20 protein-coding genes are annotated in these 18,343 nt (G+C 70.5%); 9 read left to right on the top strand and 11 right to left on the bottom strand.

Annotation, left to right across the window (positions count from 1 at the left end):
- Positions 1-183: 183 nt before the first annotated feature.
- From glfT1 to OU416_RS18080, 4 genes are all read right to left on the bottom strand, one after another.
- Positions 184-1,098 carry a galactofuranosyltransferase GlfT1 gene (glfT1, locus tag OU416_RS18095; protein WP_093150243.1) on the bottom strand — a complete coding sequence of 305 codons (915 nt, stop codon included), beginning with the start codon at positions 1,096-1,098 and terminating at the stop codon, positions 184-186.
- Positions 1,095-1,913, bottom strand: coding sequence for a galactan export ABC transporter ATP-binding subunit Wzt/RfbE (gene wzt, locus OU416_RS18090; RefSeq protein WP_270928157.1), 819 nt, complete (start codon positions 1,911-1,913; stop codon positions 1,095-1,097). The genes glfT1 and wzt overlap by 4 nt, the downstream gene beginning before the upstream one ends.
- A gap of 13 nt (positions 1,914-1,926) precedes the next feature.
- Positions 1,927-2,778, bottom strand: a complete 852-nt coding sequence (wzm, locus tag OU416_RS18085; protein WP_270928156.1) for a galactan export ABC transporter permease subunit Wzm/RfbD — start codon at positions 2,776-2,778, stop codon at positions 1,927-1,929.
- 189 nt (positions 2,779-2,967) lie between these two features.
- A complete protein-coding gene (locus OU416_RS18080; RefSeq protein ID WP_270928155.1) occupies positions 2,968-3,495 on the bottom strand; it encodes a bacterial proteasome activator family protein in 528 nt (175 codons plus the stop codon).
- Between the two features lie 227 nt (positions 3,496-3,722).
- On the opposite strand from OU416_RS18080, the gene OU416_RS18075 reads away from it, so the two are divergent.
- Positions 3,723-4,922: a cysteine desulfurase-like protein gene (locus tag OU416_RS18075; protein ID WP_270928154.1), complete on the top strand. Its 1,200-nt coding sequence runs from the start codon at positions 3,723-3,725 to the stop codon at positions 4,920-4,922.
- A gap of 102 nt (positions 4,923-5,024) precedes the next feature.
- On the opposite strand, the gene OU416_RS18070 is transcribed toward OU416_RS18075, so the two are convergent.
- A complete protein-coding gene (locus OU416_RS18070; RefSeq protein ID WP_270928153.1) occupies positions 5,025-6,002 on the bottom strand; it encodes an NAD(P)H-quinone oxidoreductase in 978 nt (325 codons plus the stop codon).
- Between the two features lie 257 nt (positions 6,003-6,259).
- On the opposite strand from OU416_RS18070, the gene OU416_RS18065 reads away from it, so the two are divergent.
- The 4 genes from OU416_RS18065 (at position 6,260) to OU416_RS18050 (ending at position 10,969) form a co-directional block, all read left to right on the top strand.
- The gene (locus tag OU416_RS18065; RefSeq protein ID WP_372907183.1) at positions 6,260-7,765 is read left to right on the top strand and encodes a M28 family metallopeptidase; all 1,506 of its coding nucleotides are present in this window, start codon (positions 6,260-6,262) and stop codon (positions 7,763-7,765) included.
- A 337-nt stretch (positions 7,766-8,102) separates the two neighbouring features.
- Complete coding sequence (locus OU416_RS18060; RefSeq protein ID WP_270928151.1) at positions 8,103-9,266, top strand: endonuclease/exonuclease/phosphatase family protein; 1,164 nt, start codon at positions 8,103-8,105, stop codon at positions 9,264-9,266.
- 51 nt (positions 9,267-9,317) lie between these two features.
- Entirely contained in the window at positions 9,318-10,397 is a 1,080-nt protein-coding gene (locus OU416_RS18055) for an alpha/beta hydrolase family protein (protein ID WP_270928150.1), read from the top strand.
- 41 nt (positions 10,398-10,438) lie between these two features.
- On the top strand, positions 10,439-10,969 hold the full coding sequence (locus OU416_RS18050; RefSeq protein WP_270928149.1) for an NADPH-dependent FMN reductase: 531 nt from the start codon (positions 10,439-10,441) through the stop codon (positions 10,967-10,969).
- On the opposite strand, the gene OU416_RS18045 is transcribed toward OU416_RS18050, so the two are convergent.
- On the bottom strand, positions 10,966-11,508 hold the full coding sequence (locus tag OU416_RS18045) for a DUF4352 domain-containing protein (RefSeq protein ID WP_270928148.1): 543 nt from the start codon (positions 11,506-11,508) through the stop codon (positions 10,966-10,968). The two genes, OU416_RS18050 and OU416_RS18045, sit on opposite strands and share 4 nt — an antisense overlap.
- A 184-nt stretch (positions 11,509-11,692) precedes the next feature.
- On the opposite strand from OU416_RS18045, the gene OU416_RS18040 reads away from it, so the two are divergent.
- Complete coding sequence (locus OU416_RS18040) at positions 11,693-12,364, top strand: hypothetical protein (protein WP_270928147.1); 672 nt, start codon at positions 11,693-11,695, stop codon at positions 12,362-12,364.
- A 38-nt stretch (positions 12,365-12,402) separates the two neighbouring features.
- Here the strand turns inward: OU416_RS18040 and OU416_RS18035 are convergent, their stop codons facing one another.
- A complete protein-coding gene (locus OU416_RS18035; RefSeq protein ID WP_270928146.1) occupies positions 12,403-13,134 on the bottom strand; it encodes a D-Ala-D-Ala carboxypeptidase family metallohydrolase in 732 nt (243 codons plus the stop codon).
- A gap of 140 nt (positions 13,135-13,274) precedes the next feature.
- Positions 13,275-13,634 (bottom strand): VOC family protein, encoded by a 360-nt coding sequence (locus OU416_RS18030; protein WP_270928145.1) that lies wholly within the window; start codon positions 13,632-13,634, stop codon positions 13,275-13,277.
- A gap of 59 nt (positions 13,635-13,693) precedes the next feature.
- Between OU416_RS18030 and OU416_RS18025 the strand changes: the two genes are divergently transcribed.
- On the top strand, positions 13,694-14,299 hold the full coding sequence (locus OU416_RS18025) for a cysteine hydrolase (protein WP_270928144.1): 606 nt from the start codon (positions 13,694-13,696) through the stop codon (positions 14,297-14,299).
- Here OU416_RS18025 and OU416_RS18020 read toward each other — a convergent pair.
- Positions 14,253-15,143: a LysR family transcriptional regulator gene (locus OU416_RS18020; RefSeq protein ID WP_270928143.1), complete on the bottom strand. Its 891-nt coding sequence runs from the start codon at positions 15,141-15,143 to the stop codon at positions 14,253-14,255. The genes OU416_RS18025 and OU416_RS18020 overlap by 47 nt on opposite strands.
- Positions 15,144-15,253: 110 nt before the next feature.
- Here OU416_RS18020 and OU416_RS18015 point away from each other — a divergent pair, with 110 nt between their 5' ends.
- A complete protein-coding gene (locus tag OU416_RS18015) occupies positions 15,254-15,736 on the top strand; it encodes a cupin domain-containing protein (RefSeq protein WP_270928142.1) in 483 nt (160 codons plus the stop codon).
- 69 nt (positions 15,737-15,805) lie between these two features.
- Entirely contained in the window at positions 15,806-16,486 is a 681-nt protein-coding gene (locus OU416_RS18010; RefSeq protein WP_270928141.1) for a DUF899 family protein, read from the top strand.
- Here the strand turns inward: OU416_RS18010 and OU416_RS18005 are convergent.
- Together OU416_RS18005 and OU416_RS18000 are read right to left on the bottom strand one after the other, a co-directional pair.
- Complete coding sequence (locus tag OU416_RS18005) at positions 16,483-17,316, bottom strand: M15 family metallopeptidase (RefSeq protein ID WP_270928140.1); 834 nt, start codon at positions 17,314-17,316, stop codon at positions 16,483-16,485. The genes OU416_RS18010 and OU416_RS18005 overlap by 4 nt on opposite strands.
- A 60-nt stretch (positions 17,317-17,376) precedes the next feature.
- Complete coding sequence (locus tag OU416_RS18000) at positions 17,377-18,291, bottom strand: LysR family transcriptional regulator (RefSeq protein ID WP_270928139.1); 915 nt, start codon at positions 18,289-18,291, stop codon at positions 17,377-17,379.
- Between the last annotated feature and the right edge of the window lie 52 nt (positions 18,292-18,343).

Below are 18,343 nucleotides of genomic sequence, written 5' to 3'. Positions count from 1 at the left end.
TCCGGGCCCTTTCGCGGCATTCCGCGGGTGTGCAACCGAACACCTCGGCCAACCCCGTGAGCTGCGGTCTCAGGCCACTCTCAGTATTTCGTGACCGGCCGGTGACAGCTTTTCCATTTCACCGCAGCCGGTCTGGCGACGAGAAGGGGGCGCGAGCTTCGCGCGCTCGCGCCCCCTCGTCGGTCAGCGGCGGAAGAACTGCTCGCGCTGGCCCTGGCGCACGAGTCGCAGCCATTCCTTGAAGGCCTTCGGGTCGCGCTTCTGGCCCACGAAGTACAGGCCGAACCGGATCACCTCGAGGGCGCCGATCTTGCGCATGCCCGGCTGCGACAGCAGGTAACCGCGGTTGCGGTAGGTGTAGTAGCGCTTGTTCGCGTCCGACGGGTCCTGCGCGTGGAACCGGCCGCCCAGCATCGGCTTGAACTCCGCCGAGCCGTCCGGGTGCAGGAAGCGGGTCTTCAGCGTGGTGCCGAACGGCAGCCCGGAGCGCAGCACGCGCCGGTGGATCTCCACCTCGTCACCGCGGAAGAACAGCCGGTAGTCCGGCACGCCCACCACGTCCAGCGTCGAGGCGCGGAACAGCGCGCCGTTGAACAGCGAGGCGATGCCGGGCAGGAAATCGCCCGCGCCGAGCTCGCTGACCCGCCGCTTCCAGGTCAGCCCGCGGCGCAGCGGGAACGCCAGCTTGTCCGGGGTGTCGATGTTGACCACCACCGGCGACACCGCGGCCAGCCGGCGCTTGGTGGCGACCTCCAGCAGCGTCTCCAGCGCCTGCTCGTCGGCCGGGCGGCCGTCGTCGTCGCCCAGCCACACCCACTCGGCGCCCAGCGACAGCGCGGTCAGCATGCCGAGCGCGAAGCCGCCCGCGCCGCCCAGGTTGCGCTGCGAGGCGATGTAGGTCGACGGGATGGGGCAGTCCGCCACCACGTCCTCGGCGGACTGGTCCGGACCGTTGTCGACCACCACCAGGTGATCCGGCAGTCTGGTTTGGCTGCCGATCACCTTCAGGGACTCGGCCAGCAGCTCGCGACGGTGTCTGGTGACGATCACCGCGACTACGGATCCGGCGGGCAGCTGCTGTGCGGAGTCGGTGCTCATGCGCCTTCTTTGCTCCCGATCGTGGCCGCGGACTCGCCGATCCGGGCCAGGGTTTCCTCACTGAGGTGCTCGAAGGGGTCGTACCCCTTGTAGTGCGTCAGGACCTCGCGCAGCGAGCCCTGCTCGCGGATGCCGCCCTTGTCCATCCAGATCGCCGAACTGCACAGCTCGATCAGGAATTCGTCGGAGTGCGAGGCGAACACCAGGATGCCGGACCGCTTGACCAGGTCGTTGAGCCGGTCGCGGGCCTTCTCCAGGAACTCCGCGTCGACCGCGCCGATGCCCTCGTCCAGGATCAGGATCTCCGGGTCGATCGAGGTCACCACGCCGAGCGCCAGCCGCACCCGCATGCCGGTGGAGTAGGTGCGCAGCGGCATCGCCAGGTAGTCGCCGAGCTCGGTGAACTCGGCGATGTCGTCGATCCGCTTCTCCATCTCCTTGCGGGTCATGCCCAGGAAGAGGCCGCGGATGATGATGTTCTCGTAGCCGGAGATCTCCGGGTCCATGCCCACGCCGAGGTCGAACACCGGCGCGACCTTGCCGACCACCCGGGCGCTGCCGCGGGTCGGCTCGTAGATGCCGCTGAGCAGCCGCAGCAGGGTGGACTTGCCCGCGCCGTTGTGGCCGACCAGGGCCACCCGGTCACCGTGCCGCAGCGACAAGTTGATGTCGTGCAGCGCCTCGATGATCGGTACCCGGCTGTCGGTGCCGATCTTGCCGCCGGCCTTGCCGAGCACGGCTTTCTTCAGCGAGCGGGACTTCGCGTCGAAGATCGGGAAGTCGACCGCTGCGTTCCAGACGTCGATGCTGACCACAGTTCGACCTCACTCAGACCCAGTAGGCGACACGTGCGCGGTAGTTGCGCATGACAAACAGCGCCAGCAGCCAGCCGCCGACGGTGAACCCGAGCACGACGACCCAGTGGTGCCAGGACTGCGGCGTCCCGAGCATCGGTGCCCGGACGATCTCCACGAAGTGGTAGATCGGGTTGAGCTGGGCCAGCGCGGCCCGTTCCCCGGCGTTCTTCTCCAGGATCTCGATCGGCCAGACGATCGGGGAGAGGAAGAAGAGCAGCTGGATGAAGCTGCCGACCACCGGCGGGATGTCGCGGAACCGGGTGCTCGCGACGCCGAACAGCAGCACCACCCAGCCGCCGTTGAGCAGCAGCAGGAAGATGGCCGGGATCGCGAGGAAGACCGACCAGGTGATCGGTGGCTGGAAGATCAGCAGGATGGCCGCGTAGACGACCAGGTTGTGCAGGAACAGCAGGAATTCCCGCCACACCGTGCGCAGCACGTGCACCGTGATCGGTGCGGGCAGCTGCTTGATCAGGCCTTCGTTGTGGATGAACACCTCGGTGCCTGAGAGCAGGCAGCCCTGGATGAAGTACCAGATCATGAACCCGACGGTCATGTACGGCACGTAGTCCGCGGCCTTGAGGCCGAAGATCGTGGAGTACATGAGGCCGAGCCCACCGGCGGTGACACCCATGCCGATGGTGATCCACAGCGGGCCCAGCACCGATCGCCGGTACCGCTGCTTGATGTCCTGCCAGCCGAGGTGGGCCCACAGCTGCTTCTGCCGGAAACCGTCGCCGAGGTCCTTGGCTGCCTTGCGCCAAGTTCGCGACGAAGTTTCGGGGGGCGCTGGGGGGCGGTCTACCGTGCTCGTGGACTGCACAGTGCGTCAGAGTACCGATCGATGGTGTGCACTCCGGGCCAGGGCATCACTCCACGGCGCGAGCACCGCTGCGGCGCCCCCACGCACAGTGCGCGTGCCGCTCGAAACCGCGAACTGCGCTCAGGGGTGACCACGGTCTCAGCGGAAATGTGGTTCAGTCCCGGTTGAAACCGCGGCCACCCCGATGCCTCAGAGGTACTGGCCGGTGCCGCGGGGGTGGGGGTGCTCGGCTTCGGCGGTGCTGCCCGCGGGCAGGCCGCGGCGCATCTGCTCCAGCTGCGCGCGGGCCGCCATCTGCTGGGCGAACAGCGCGGTCTGCAGGCCGTGGAACAGGCCCTCCAGCCAGCCGACCAGCTGGGCCTGCGCGATCCGCAGCTCCGATTCCGACGGCGTGCTCTCCTGGGCGAAGGGCAGCGACAGCCGCTCCAGCTCCTCGATGAGCTCCGGCGCCAGGCCCTGCTCCAGCTCGCGGATGGAGGACTGGTGGATCTCCTTGAGCCTGCTGCGGCTGGCCTCGTCCAGCGGCGCTGCCCGGACCTCCTCCAGCAGCTGCTTGATCATGGTGCCGATGCGCATCACCTTGGCGGGCTGCTCGACCAGCTCGTTGATGTCCTCGCCGCGCTCGGGCTGCTCGCCTTCGGCGGTGGCGCCGAGCGGCTTGCCGTCCTCGCCGACCACGAACACCTGCGGCCTGCCCTCACTGTCTTCGCGGGTCATGTCTCCATCCTGGCGGGTTGCTGGACGCTTCGCGTGGGCGGAGTCCGCCAGCTGCGGGTGGACTCCCGTGAGCGTTTCGGGGCGCTATGGCACCCCAAAGTACTCACGGGCCTGGAAACGGGCAGCCGACCACGCCACGTCACCGGATGATCGCTCGCGCGGCGGATTGATGCGATATCGACCACCCGGCAGCCGGTGCGGCCCGCCTCGTACGTAACGTGTGCTGCATGGCGTTCGACGTCGCGGCGGTTCGCGGGCTGTTCCCCGCGCTCGGCGACGGGTGGGTGCACCTGGACGCCCCGGCAGGCATGCAGGTTCCTGAACAAGTGGCGACCGCGGCGTCCACCGCGCTGCGGGCCCCGGTATCCGGTCCGGGCGGGATCTTCCCCGCATCGCAGCGCGCCGAGGCGATCGTGGAAGCCGCCCGTCGCTCCATTGCCGACCTGGTCGGGGCGAACCCGGCCGGGGTGGTGCTCGGTCCGAACTCCGCCGTTCTGCTGCAACGACTCGCCGACGCGCTCGGCGACGGGTGGATGATCGGGGACGACGTGGTCGTCTCCCGGCTGGACCACCCGGCCAACGTCGCGCCGTGGCAGCGCGCGGCCCAGCGCTCCGGCGGCACCGTCCGCTGGGCGGAGGTCGACATCGAGACCTGCGAGCTGCCCACCTGGCAGTACCAGGAGCTGGTGACCCCGCGCACGAAGGTGGTGGCGATCACCGCCGCCTCCGGCGCGGTCGGCACCCGGCCGGACGTGCGGCAGGCCGCGGAAGCGGCGGCCGAGCACGGCGCGCTGGTCGTGGTGGACGCCTCCGCGGCGGCACCGTTCGTCCCGCTGGACATCACTTCGATGGGCGCCGACGTGGTGGCGGTGAACGCCTCGGCGTGGGGCGGACCGCCGGTGGGCGCGCTGGTGTTCAAGAACGCCGCGATGCTCGACCAGCTGCCGTCGGTGGCGCTGGAGCCCGGCGCGCGCGGTGCGGAGCGCATGGAGCTCGGCCCGCCCGCCTACCCGCTGCTGGCCGGCCTGGTGGCGTCGGTGGACTACCTGGCGGCGCTGGACGACGCCGCGGTGGGGCCGCGCCGCGAACGGCTGCTGACCTCGCTGGGCTCGGTGAAGTCGTACCAGGCGGGGCTGCTGGCGAACCTGACCAACGGGCTCCGCAAGATGAACCACGTGATGCTGATCGGCGACGCGATGCGCCGCGTCCCGTCGATGGCGTTCACGGTCTCCGGTGTGAAGGCGGTGGACGCGGTCGAGCACCTGGCCGACCGCGGGGTCTGCGCCTTCGCCGACCCCGGCACCCACGGCGTCTTCGCGGTCCTGGGCGTCGGCGAGGTGGGCGGAGCGGTCCGCGTCGGCCTCGCCCACTACACCAACGCCGCGGAAGTCGACCAGCTCGTCCGCGCCATCGCCGAACTCACCTGACCGGGCGGGCGGCGTCAATTTCGTACGAAATTGACGTTCACCCGGGTGACGGTCAATTTCGTACGAAATTGACCACCACCGCGTTGGGCGGAGCGTCGCGGGTCAGCGGACCAGGAGGATCTTGCCCCGGACGTCGCCGGCTTCGAGGACGGCGTGGGCGCGCGCCGCTTCGCGGAGCGGGATGCGGTCGTGGACCGGGGTCCGCACCTGGCCCGCTTCGACCAGCGGCCACAGCCGTTCGCGCACGTCGGCGACGATCGCGGCCTTGCCGTGCGGGCCCGACAGCGGGCGGCCGCGCAGTCCCAGCACCGACACGTGCAGCCGTTTGACCAGCATCTTCCCCAGGTCCAGCTCGGCCTTGCGGCCGCCCTGCATGCCGATGATCGCCAGGTGCCCGTCGGGAGCCAGCGCGGAGAGGTTCCGGTCCAGGTAGGACGCCCCCATGTTGTCCAGGACGACGTCGGCGCCGCCGAGCGCCTTCACGACCGCGACGAAGTCCTCGTCCCGGTAGCTGATCACCGGGTCGGCGCCGAGCTCGGCGCACAGCCGGCGGCTCTCCGCCGATCCCGCGGTGGCCGCGACCCGCGCGCCGAGCGCCCGGCCGATCTGGATCGCGCAGGTCCCGATGCCGCCCGCACCGCCGTGCACCAGCAGCAGCTGTCCACTTCGGAGCCCGGACTCCATGATCACGTTGGACCAGACGGTGCAGCACACCTCGGGCAGTCCGGCGGCGTCCACCAGGTCGACCCCGGCGGGCTTGGGCAGCACCTGCTCGGCGGCCACCGCGACGCGCTCGGCGTACCCGCCGCCGGACAGCAGCGCGCAGACCTCGTCGCCGACCTGCCAGTCCTCGACGCCTTCACCCAGTTCGGCGATGGTGCCGGAGCATTCGAGGCCGAGGACGTCGCTGGCGCCCTTCGGCGGCGGGTAGTTGCCCTCCCGCTGGCTGAGGTCGGCGCGGTTGACCGCGCTGGCGGCGACGTCGATGAGCACCTCGCCCGGACCCGGTCGCGGGTCGGGGTGTTCGGTCCACTCCAAGACGTCCGGTTCACCCGGTTCACGGATCGCGATGGCGTACATGTCCGCGACAGTAGAGCCTGTCGGTGAAGTCGTCCGCGCGCGTGCGCCCGGCGCCAGCCTCTCGGGGTACGGATGCGCGATCACCGGCGGACCCCGGAGTCCGAAGCGGACGGTGCGAGTGGACCGGACCAGTCGCACAATACGGGAAAAACGGGAATTGATCCCTGGTTCTTAACTCTTCCTGGTAAGGCCTTGACGTCGCAGCGTGATCCTCTCAAGGCTTGCCACCACGAAATCCACCCGAAACGGGGAGCATGATGAGTTTGCGAACCATCACATCCAGGCGTTCGATCACCGCTCTGGCCGCGAGCTGCGCGGCGGCGGTGCTCGCTGTCACCCCGGCCAGCGCGGCCCCGGCCGACCTCGGCGAGAGCATCACCGGCAACGCCGTGAACCGGCACCTGATCGCCTTCCAGCGCATCGCCGACCAGAACGGCGGGAACCGCGCGTCCGGGCAGCCGGGCTACGAGGCCAGCGTGGATTACGTCGCGGGCAAGCTGCAGCGCGCCGGTTTCGACGTGACCACCCCGGAGTTCACCTACGAGGCGTACTTCAAGGACTCCTTCAGCCTCGCGGTCGCCGGTCAGCCGACGGAGGGCGACGCCCTGGAGTACTCCCCGGCGACCCCGCAGGGCGGCCTGACCGCGCCGCTGGCGGTCCTGCCGGTCGACGAGACCCCGGGTTGCGAGGCCACCGACTTCGCGGCCACCGAGGTCACCGGGACCGTCGTGCTGATCCAGCGCGGCGCCTGCGACTTCGCGACGAAGCAGCAGCTGGCGTCCGAGGCCGGCGCGGTCGGCGCGATCATCTACAACAACGCCGAGGGCCCGCTCAACGGCACGCTCGGCGGCGCGGACGCGGGGCGCATCCCGACCGCCGGTGTCACCAAGCAGGTCGGCGAGGCGCTGGCGGGCCAGGCCGGTGCCGAGGTGAAGCTCGACGTGCAGGCGCGGTTCGAGACCGTGACCACCCGCAACGTCGTCGCGCAGACCAAGACCGGGCGGACCGACAACGTGGTGATGGCCGGTGCGCACCTGGACGGCGTGCCGGAGGGCCCGGGCATCAACGACAACGGCACCGGCAGCGCCGGTCTGCTGGAGACCGCGCTGAAGTTGGGCAGCAGCCCGGACGTGGAGAACGCGGTCCGGTTCGCGTGGTGGGGCGCGGAGGAGTCCGGCCTGATCGGCTCGACGCAGTACGTGCAGGGCCTGAGCTTCGAGGAGCAGCTCGACATCGCGCTGTACCTGAACTTCGACATGATCGGCTCGCCGAACGCCGGCTACTTCGTCTACGACGGTGACGGTTCGACCGGTGGTCCGTCGGGCCCGCAGGGCTCGGGTCAGATCAAGGACGACTTCATCGCGACGATGGCCGCGCAGGGCATCGAGTCCGAGCCGAGCGAGTTCAACGGCCGCTCCGACTACGGCGAGTTCATCGCGGTGGGCATCCCGTCCGGCGGCATGCACACCGGTGTCGAGGACCTGAAGACCGAGGAGCAGGCCGCCAAGTGGGGCGGCACCGCGGGCATCGCGTTCGACCCGAACTACCACGGCGCGGGCGACGACCTCTCCAACGTGGACCGGGTCGCGCTGGAGCGGATGACCAAGGGCATCGCCAACGTGGTGCAGGCCTACTCGCAGAGCACCGAGGCGGTCAACGGCATGCAGACCCGCGCCGAGCGCGCGCAGCTGCGGGCCGCGCAGACCACGATGATGGCCCAGGACCAGGGCCCGAAGGTCGGCCACGGCCACAACCTGGGCTGAGGAGCTTTCTTCCGGACTCGTTCTGCGTAGCGGTGCGGGTAGCGGAACCTCAGCGTCCGCCTGGACTCCGGGATCCCGGTCTTATGTATGACCAATACACGGCGCTCGGGCTGTCCTCGCCAGGCGAACGCTGAGAACCCGCGGCGGTGCCAGCTGCGAGGGTGGGTTATGCGCCTTCGGCGCATGCGACCGCTTCCGCGGCGTGGCGCGTTGGGCGCCGCGGCTGCGGTCTCCGACCGAGATGAAAGCTTCAGCTGGAGTTGTGCTTCTGTTGGGTGCCCGACCACGGTTCTCTGACACCGTGGTCGGGCACAACGGTTCTGCGAGAGGTGACGTCGTGAAACGAGCTGCATGGGTGGTGGCGGCCGCGGTGTCCGCCGCGCTGGTCGCCCCGACCGCGAACGCGGCCGAGCCGGTGCGGTTCGCGACGTTCAACGCCTCGCTGAACCGGGCCGCCGAGGGCGAGCTGCTGGCCGATCTGTCCACACCGGACGACGAGCAGGCGCGGAAGGTGGCCGAGGTGGTGCAGCGGACCCGCCCGGACGTCCTGCTGCTCAACGAGTTCGACTACGTCGAGGGCAACGCCGCGGTCGACGCCTTCCGCACCAACTACCTCGCGCGGGGCCAGCACGGCGCGGACCCGATCGACTACCCCTACGCCTACACCGCGCCGGTCAACACCGGTGTGCCGTCCGGGATGGACCTCGACAAGGACGGCGCCATCGGCGGGCCGGGCGACGCGCACGGCTTCGGCGTGTTCCCCGGCCAGTACGGCATGGTGGTGCTCTCGAAGTACCCGATCGGCGAGGCCCGCACCTTCCAGCAGTTCCGCTGGGCCGACATGCCGGGCGCGCGGCTGCCGGACGACCCGGCGACGCCCGAGCCCGCCGACTGGTTCACCCCGGAGGAGCTGGCGCAGGTCCGCCTGTCCTCGAAGTCGCACTGGGACCTGCCGATCGACGTCGGCGGCCGCACGGTGCACTTCCTCACCTCGCACCCGACCCCGCCCGCCTTCGACGGCCCGGAGAAGCGCAACGTCCTGCGCAACCAGGACGAGATCCGGTTCTGGGCGGACTACGTGACGCCGAAGCGCGGCGACTACATCTACGACGACCAGGGCGAGCGCGGCGGCCTGCGCCCCGGCGCCCGGTTCGTCGTGGCAGGCGACCAGAACTCCGATCCGCTGGACGGCGACAGCAACGGGATCCGCGAGCTGCTGGGCGCCCCGCGCGTGATCGATCCGCGGCCGGGCAGCATCGGCGCGATCGAAGCGGGCCTGACCCAGGGCGGCGCGAACGAGAACCACCGCGGCAGCCCGTACTTCGACACGGGCGACTTCAACGACGAGAAGCCGGGCAACCTCCGGATCGACTACGTGCTGCCGTCCGCGCCGCTGATCCCGCTGCGCTCCGGGGTCTTCTGGCCGACGTCGGACGAGGAGCTGTCCCGCCTCAACGACACCTCGGACCACCACCTCGTCTGGGTGGATCTGCGGGCCTGAACCAGGGTTCTCCCGGGTCCGCAGGTGATCCCGGAGCGCGACGCTGACGGCATGAGAACGCTGATAGCCGCCGTTTCGGCGAGCGCTCTGCTGCTGGGCCCGACCGCGGTGGCAGATCCGGTTCCGGCGCTGCCGCAACCGTCCGGCCCGCACGCGATCGGCACCACCTCGCTGCACCTCGTCGACCAGAGCAGGCAGGATCCCTGGGTCCCGCAGGAGAAGCGCGAGCTCGTGGTCTCGCTCTGGTACCCGACCCGCGACGACGACGCCCCGCGCGCCCAGTACGTCACGCCGGAGGAATCCCGCCGGATCCTCGAAGGACTGGAACTCAACGGCTCGCCACCGGAGATCCTCAGCACCACCAGGACCCACGCGGGCGTCGACGCGGAGCCGCCGGACCGCGATCTCCCGCTGGTGCTGCTCTCGCCCGGGTTCTCCTTGCCGCGCACCTCGCTGACCGGCCTCGCCGAGGACCTCGCCAGCCGCGGCTACGCGGTCGCCGCGGTGGACCACAACTACGAGGCGAAGGCGATCACCTTCCCGGACGGCCGGGTCACCGGCTGCCTGGCCTGCGAGCACACGCCGAAACCGGACGGCGTGGCGGTGGCGGAGAACCGCGCGGCCGACCTGTCGTTCGTGCTCGACGAGCTGATCGAGCGCGGTGGGATCGACGGCGACCGCGTCGTGGTGGCGGGTCACTCCATGGGCGGTGCGGCGGCGGCTCGCGCGCTGCTGGCCGACGACCGCTTCCGCGCGGCGGCGAACCTGGACGGGACGTTCCACCCGGGCCTGACCGCCGATTCCGACCGCCCGCTGCTGATGCTGGGCGCGGACCAGCACGGTCGGCCCGGCGCGGACACCAGCTGGGACGGCACCTGGTCGCACCTGACCGGCTGGAAGCGCTGGTTCTCCGTCGAGGGCTCGTCGCACTGGTCGTTCACCGACTACTCGCCGCTGACCGAGCAGCTGGGCATCGACCTGGGACCGGAGCCGATCGCCGGTGACCGCGCGGCCCGCATCACCGCCGACTACCTCGACGCGTTCGCGGACTTCCACCTGCGCGGCGTCCCGCAGCACCTGCTGGACGGCCCGTCCCCGCGCTATCCCGAGGTCCGGTTCGAAAACCCGTGAGCGGGCGGTAGGTTCATCGCACGAGACGGTGCGGAGGTGCGGTGGTGTTCGAGATCCTGCTCATCACGGGCAGCACGCGGAGCGGTTCCACGAACACCGCCGCGCTGCGCACCGCGCGGGAGGTCGCGCCGGACGGGGTGCGGGCGGTGCTCCACGAAGGACTGGCCGATCTGCCCGCGTTCAACCCGGACGACGACGTGGACCCGCTGCCGCCCGCGGTCGCCGAGCTCCGGGGCCGGGTGGCCGCGGCGGACGCGGTGCTGTTCTGCACCCCGGAGTACGCCGGAACGCTGCCCGGCAGCTTCAAGAACCTGCTGGACTGGTCGATCGGCGGCACCGAGCTGAACGGCAAACCGGTGGCCTGGATCAACGTCGCGGCCGATGGCCGCGGTGACGGCGCGATCGGCACGCTGACCACCGTGCTGCGCTACCTGACGGTCGATCTGGTGGAACCGGCCTGCGGTCGGCTGTTCGTGCCGCGGGAGGCGGTCGGCCCGGACGGCCTGGTGGAGGACTCCGGCATCCGGGACGGGTTGCGCGAAGTCCTCCGCACCCTCGCGGGCGCTGCCTAGCTCCAGCTGCCGATCGGCTCGGTGGCGGTCAGCGGCTGGAAGACCAGCTTCAGCCCGGTGGCGTCGGCGGGCACGTCGAAGAACACCTTCCCGCTGCCGGAATCGCCCTGGGTCAGCAGCGTCGCGAAGAGCACGCCGTCCATGTTCTCCCCGTTCGGCGCGGCGCTCACGTACTCGTTGCCGGCCGCGTCGACGAGCATGAAACCGACCGAGGCGACGGCGCCTCCGGTCCCGCTGATCAGCGAGGCCTCGACATCGGTGGAAACGTACTTCCCCTCCACCGGTTCCACCGAGAATTCGGTGACGTCCTGCAGCGCGCTGGCGGTGATGGCGTACTTGCCGCCCGATTCGTTGGTGACGCCCGCGGTTTCGCCGAATGCGACGTCCTTGCCGCCGACCTCGGGCGTCGCTGCTTCGGATTCCGCCTGCTCGGGGGCGGTCTGGGACTTCGGCTCGGGAGCGGTCGCCTGGTCGGCGGCGCCACATCCGGCCAGCCCCAGCAGCAGCAGTCCGACGGTCGGCGCGATGAACTTCTTCACTTTTCCTCATCGGGTCGGGAAAACGAACGCGACGAATGATGCCAGCGAATATCGGGATCGACCACGAATTCCCGGGAACAAATCCCGGAATCATTTGAATTGCACTGCGGAACAGCGGCTGGGAACCGAATTCCGGTGCGCTGCGTCGGAACTGCGATCGCGTTCGGTCGACCGGGAGGATCAGGTGGAACTGCTGGACTTCGAGCAGCGGTTGGTGCGGATGGCCGACGGCTTGGAAGCGTGCCCCGGGATCGAGATCGAGCATCGGGACCTGGGCGGGCTCGACCCGGAACGTGCGGACGCCCGCAGCGTGCTGGCGGCCATCGCGGACTGGTACGGGGTCTCGCTGGACGAGTCGCTGCTGACCGCCGTGGCGAGGTTCGAGTCCTTCGCCGTCCAGTGGCGCACCGTCGACTCCGCGGTGTCCGGCGAGTTCGACCTGGCCTACCTGCTCGACGCGTTCGGGGACCCACCGCCTGCGCTGGCGCACCCCGGCACGCCGGAGGACGAGCGGCGGCTGTTCAGCGAGTTCCGGGTCTTCGACGCCCCGCACCGCGGTGGCGATGGAAAACTGGTGTCGCTGCGCTGCGGAGCGGCCAACCCGGAGATCTGGTTCGTCGACGCCAAGCGCGGGACGTACCGGCTGGACGTCGACTACGCCGGCTACCTGGAGGCGCTGCTGCTGACCCGCGGCACCTACGGTTGGCAGTACCTGTTCGCCGAGATGTCGTTGCGCGGAAGCGAATTCGGCTGGGTCGTGACGGCGATCAGGACGATGCTGCGCGCCTTCCCGGCCCTGTTCCCCGAGGACGACTTCACCCCGCTGCGGGATCGCCTGCGGGACCGGCTGCGCTGACCCCGGAGCGGCCGGGCCGCCCCGGGAACGCGCGGGAGTCACACCTTCCAGTACCAGTACTGGGTTCCGTAGGGGTATTCCATCCGGCTGTCGACGTGGGTGAAGGTGTTGTAGCGGATGATGCCGGACATGCCGGAGGTCTTGGCCAGGTCGATCGCCTGGCCGACGCTCTTGCCGCTGATCACGATGTCCGCGGCGATGCCGTAGGTGTGCTGGCTGTTGGCCGCGCCGCCGACGTTCTCGTTGTGCGCCTTGCTGCGGAAGCCGGAGTTGACGGTGATGGCGGCGTCACCGGCCTTCTTCCGGATGGCCTCCAGCTTGTACATCAGCCGCCGCACGTTCTCCCGCACGGTGCTCTCGTCGACGTTCCCGCCGCCGAAACCGGCCCCGTCCTTGGAGTGGAACTCGGCGAACTCGAAGTGCGCGGTCGACCCGTCGGCCTTCTCCAGCGCGTTGAGCTTCTCCTGCGTGGCGCCGTCGACCACGCCGCTGCCGTCGAGCCCGTAGGCCTTCTGGAACCGCACGACGGCGGCCTCGGTGCCCGGGCCGAACTCGCCGTCCACCGCGACGAAGGTCTGCTCGGCGCCATCGGCGGCCCACCCGGCCACCCTGATCTGCAACTCGGCGACGTCCGCGCCGCTGTCGCCCTCCCGGAGCTCGCGGTTCCACTCGTAAGCAGCGGCCTCCGGCCCGGAGACGGCGGCCACCCCGGAGAACACGAGCACGGCCATCACCAGCGCGGCGACGACCCGCAACGGACCGATCGACATGATCATCCCCTTCCTGAACCGACCAGTCCCGCAGCCTGTCAGAAGTTCACGAAGAACATGACCTTTGTCGGATATTGCTCACGAGGTGTTCGCCCCGGTGAAGGGCACCTTCAGGCAAGTAACTTGCTAAAAGGTGCCCTTCACCGCGCCGACCAGACGCCGAGCTCGTTGCCCGCGGGGTCGTGGAAGTGGAAGCGGCGGCCGCCGGGGAAGTCGTAGGGGCCTTGGGTGACCGTTCCGCCGGCGTCGCGGACCGACTGGGCGCTGGCGTCCAGGTCGGCTGAGTAGAGCAGGACCAGCGGGCCGCCCGGGGTGACCTCGTCGGCCAGCCGGAAGCCGCCCACCTCGCCGCTGTCGCCGCGGATCCCGACGTAGGCGGGCCCGGGGCCGTAGTCGGTGAAGCTCCAGCCGAAGGCGTTGCCGTAGAACGCCTTCGCGGCGGCGAAGTCGGTGACGGGGATCTCGACGTAGTCGAGCGCGTGGTGGGTCTGCGAAGCCATGCCGGGGAGTCTGACCGATCCCCCCGACAACCGGCTGCGGGCCGGGGCAGAATCGCCTGATGGGTGAGCGCAGGTGTGCCGTGCTGGCACTTCACTGGCAGGTCAACGTGATCGAACCCGAGGGGTTCTTCGGCGGGATGCTCGCCGAGCCGGTCGCCCGCAGCGGCGTCGTGGCGCGCGCGACGCGGTTCCACGCGGCAGCGGCCGATGCGGGCGCACCCCTGGTGTTCACCCGCTTCACCATCCCCGACGGCGAGGGCGAACTGGTGCGCAACACCGGGTTCATGCGGGCCGTCGGCGAGGCGCAGGAGTCGTTCCGCCCCGACGCGCCGGGCTCGGCCCTGATCGCCGCGATGGCGGACCAGCCGGATCACGTGGTGGACAACCAGAAGCTCTCCGGCCTCGCGGGCAACGACCTCGCCGACTGGCTCCGCGCCCGCGACGTCGACTCGGTGCTCATCACCGGCGTGGCGACGAACCTGACCGTCGAGCAGACGGCCCGCCACGCAACCGACCTCGGCTTCCACGTCCAGGTCGTCAGCGACTGCACGACAGCGGCCGACGAACCGGCCCGCGAGGCCTCCCTGGCCAACCTGGAGCTGACCACGGCGGGCTGCATCACCGCGGAGCAGGCCCTCCACCGGCTGTCGCCGCGAACGCCTTGACCAGCGCCGTCTCCGCCGCGCTGCGCCACAGCAACCCCCACTGAGCCTGCGGGGCGTCGCGGAACGGCACGAAGGCGATGCCCGGGCGGGCGAAGTACTCCGCCGCGTGCGCGGCCAGCGGGCAGATCCCCTCGCCTGCGCCGATCAGCAGCAGGAGTTCCTGGAAGGTGCGGCAGGTGCGGCCGCGGGTGATCGGCTTGCCCGCGGGCGTCGTCCACGGCTCCGGCGGTTCCCGCCAGTACGCGGGCGGCGGGTGCGCGGCCCGCAGGACCGCGTCGCGGCCGAGGTCCTCCAAGGTGACGAATTCCCTGCGGGCGAAAGGATGTCCGGAGGCGACGGCGAGCACCATGGGCTCGGTGCGCACCACCGGCCCGGTGGTGAGATCGGGATCGGCGACGGGCAGCAGTACCACGGCCAGATCGGCCTCGCCGGAGCGGAGCGTGGCCAGCGGATCGTCGAACGGCGCCTCGCGGACGTCCACCTCGCAGCCCGGGTGCCGGGAGCGGAAAGCGCTGAGCACGCCGGAGATCAGGTGCGCCATCGCCGGTGCCTCGAAGGCGATCCGCAGCGTGCCCTCGACGCCGCGACCTGCCGCGATCGCGCGTTCGACGCCAGCGAGCAGCTGCTCGTACGCGGGCCGGATGTCGGACTCCAGCCGTCGGCCGATCGGGGTGAGGGCGACCCGCCTGCTGGTGCGGTCGAACAGCGGTGCCCCGATCCGGCGCTCCATCGCCTTGATCGACTGGCTGACCCGGGCCTGCGACACGCGCAGCCGCTCCGCGGTCCGGCCGAAGTGCAGCTCCTCGGCGAGGGCCAGGAAGACCTCGATGTCCCTGCGCTCCATCCCACCTCCCATCGATAACCCGCAGCTTATCGACCGATTCGCACTTCGGCGTTGTTCGCCCAGGTCAGCCGGGAAAGAGTGGTGCCAGCGAACACCACCCAGGAGGAACGATGACCACCCTGATCCGCGCCGCCGACGCCGAGGTCCTCGCCGACGCCCCGGGCAGCCTGATCACGCTGCTGGCCGACTCGGACACCACCGAGAACCGCTTCACCACCAACCGCGCCACCCTGAGCGCGGGCGTCTTCGGCACGCCCGCCCACTTCCACACCCGCGCCACCGAGTTCTTCTTCGTCCTCGGCGGCGCGCTGCAGGTCCTGGTCGACGACGAACTGCACGTCCTGGAGCAGGGCGACTTCCTCGCCGTGCCGCCGACCGTTCCGCACGCCTTCGGCCCGGCCGCGGGCTCCGACGCCGACGTGCTGGTGGTCTTCACGCCCGGCATGGACCGCTTCGACTACTACCGGCTGCTCGACCGGGTGGCCCGCGGCGAGGCGGACCCGAAGGAGATCGCGGAATCCTCCGAGCGCTACGACAACCACTACGTCGACAGCCCGCGCTGGCGCCAGGCCCGCGCCGACGCGGCGGTGTGATTGGCGGGCCCCGGCGGCCGAGCAGACGATGGGTACCGAGGCAGCGGCTGCGTTGGAGGGGAGGCAGCGATGCGCCAGACCAATCTCGCCGGGGAGACGGCCGAGTACGTCCGCGCTCGGGAGGAGCTGCGCCAGGCCGAGATCGAGCTGATGCGCCACCGCGAACGGGTGGCCGACCAGCGCCGTCGGCTACCGCTGGGGCCTGTCGTCGAGGACTACGCGTTCGAGGAAGGCCCCGCCGACCTCGGCGCCGGTGATGAGCCGGTGCGCGAGGTGCGGTTGAGCGAGCTGTTCACCGGGCCCGGTCGAGACCTCGTCGTCTACCACCTCATGTACGGCAAGGCGCAGACCGAGCCGTGCCCGATGTGCACGATGTGGATCGACGGGTTCAGCGGAATCGTCCACCACGTGCGGCAGAACGTCGACTTCGCGGTCGTCGCGGCCGCCGATCTGCCCGCGCTCCGCCAGCACGCCCGCGACCGGGGCTGGACGGGGCTGCGCCTCCTCAGCGCGGCGAAGAGCACCTTCAAGCGCGATTTGGCCAGCGAGGACGACGAGGGGAACCAGGACTCGACGGTGTCGGTGTTCACCCGCGACGACGACGGCGCGGTGCGCCACGCCTACTCGGTGCACCCGCGCATGTCCGAGGAGATCGACGAGCGCGGCATAGACCTGCTGGCCCCGGTCTGGCACATCCTCGACCTGACGCCCCGAGGCCGCGGCGACTGGTACCCGACGCTCGGCTACTAGCGGAAGGCCGCGCTGTTCACCGGGAAGTCGAAGTACTCGTCCGGGAACGGTTCGCGGGGCAGGTTATAGTGCCACCACTCGTTGGCGTAGTTCTTCAGGCCGACCGAGGTGAGCGCGTCGCGCAGCAGGTTCCGGTTGACCTTCGCCTCGCCGGTCACCCGCGGGTCGTCGGTGTGCGACAGGCTGTCGAAGCAATCGTAGCCGGTGGCCATGTCGATGCTGTTGTCCGGGAACCGCTGCTCGGCCGAGCACGAGGTCAGCGGCTCACCGGGCACGTACGGGCGCTGGGCGGGCGCGGGCAGCCGCACCAGCGTCAGGTCGACCGAGCTGCCGCGGCTGTGCCCGGACCGCTCGGCGATGTAGCCGTCGGCGAACAGCCGCGACTTGTCCAGGCCCGGGTAGAACTCGGCCTTCATGCGCTGGTCGTCGACGTCCTTCGCCCACGCGACGAAGCGCTGGTCGGCGCGTCGCGGCCGGTAGCAGTCGTAGACCTTGAGCGTGTAGCCCTGCGGCGCGAGCCGTTGCTGCGCCGTGCGGAGCGCCTCGGCGAGCGGCCGCGTCACGACGCACATCGGCTCGTCGTAGCCGGGCACCGGATCGCCGGTGAAGTTGTGCGGCGTCGCGTAGCGGATCTCCTCGATGATCGAGGGGTCGACGTCCCGCAGCGGCACGAAACCAGCGGGCGCCTGCTCGACCTGCTCCGCGGGCGCGGGCGCCGGGCTCGGCGCGGGCGGGCTGGGCGCGGGTGCCGGAGCGGGCGGCGCGGTCGTGCCGCACGCCGTCGCCGCCAGCACCAGCGCCACCGCCGAAGCGAGCCGGGAGCAGGTCATGCAGTCACGCTAACCCCGCTCGCCCCACCAGGCCCGACGCCTAGCCCGCCGGTGGCTTCTTCATCGCGCCACCCGGCCCAGCGCCGGGCGCAGGACGGGCGCGTTGTCCGCCAGGAAGTCCCACAGCTGGTCGGCGACCGGTCCGTGCGGCCGGTCGCGCCGGCGAGCCGCGGAGAGCTCCTCGACGACACCGGGGAAGTGCCGCCCGGCGATGGACAGCAGGCGCCCGTCGCGCAGCTCCTCCTCGATCATGAACCGCGGCAGGTGCCCCCACGCCATGCCGTGCACGACCAGCTCCTTCTTCATCAGGTGGTCCGGCACCGAGCTCCGGGGCGCGCCCTCGACCAGGAAGTGCCCCTGTTCGAACGGGTTGCGCGCCGAATCCCGGACGATGCACTGGGTGAAGGTCTGCATCCGCTGCGGCGTGATGTCGGTGTCCGGCGGGAAGGGCAGGAAACCGGGTGCCACCACCGGCACCAGCGCGACGCGGCCGAGACCGATCGACTCCATCCGCACGTCGCTGCTGGGAACGCGGTGCACGATGAGGTCCGCCTCGTCCTCCAGCAACCGCTCCCACGGGCCGGTGATCGTCTCGAACTGCAGGTGCAGCCGCGTCTGCGGGTGCTGCGCGAAGAAGCGGCTGAGCAGCTCCAGCACCGGCGGCAGCGGGCACAGATCGCCGAGAACCACGCGGAGTTCGGCCTCTTCGCCCATCGCCAGCTGCGCGGCGTAGGTCTGGAGCTCCTCGGCCTCGTTCAGCAGGAAGCGCACCTTGCGGTGGAAGGCGCGCCCCGCCTCGGTGAGCTGGACCCGGTAGCCCGAGCGGTCCAGCAGCTCCAGGCCCAGCTGGCGCTCCAGCTTGGCGACGGCTGCGAACACCGACGGGTGCGAGCGGTGCAGCCGCTCGGCGGCGGCCTGGAACCCGCCGTCGAGCACGACGGCGTTGAAGCACTGCAACTCGTGGAACGTGAACATTGTCCGGCAAACCTACAGGGTTCGTCCGATCTTTGTAATGGCTATCGGCGGG

This window comes from Saccharopolyspora indica (genome assembly GCF_027853965.1).
GTDB lineage: Bacteria > Actinomycetota > Actinomycetes > Mycobacteriales > Pseudonocardiaceae > Saccharopolyspora > Saccharopolyspora indica.
The sequence above is the reverse complement of the archived record's forward strand: the minus strand, read 5'-3'. Positions and strand labels throughout refer to the sequence as shown.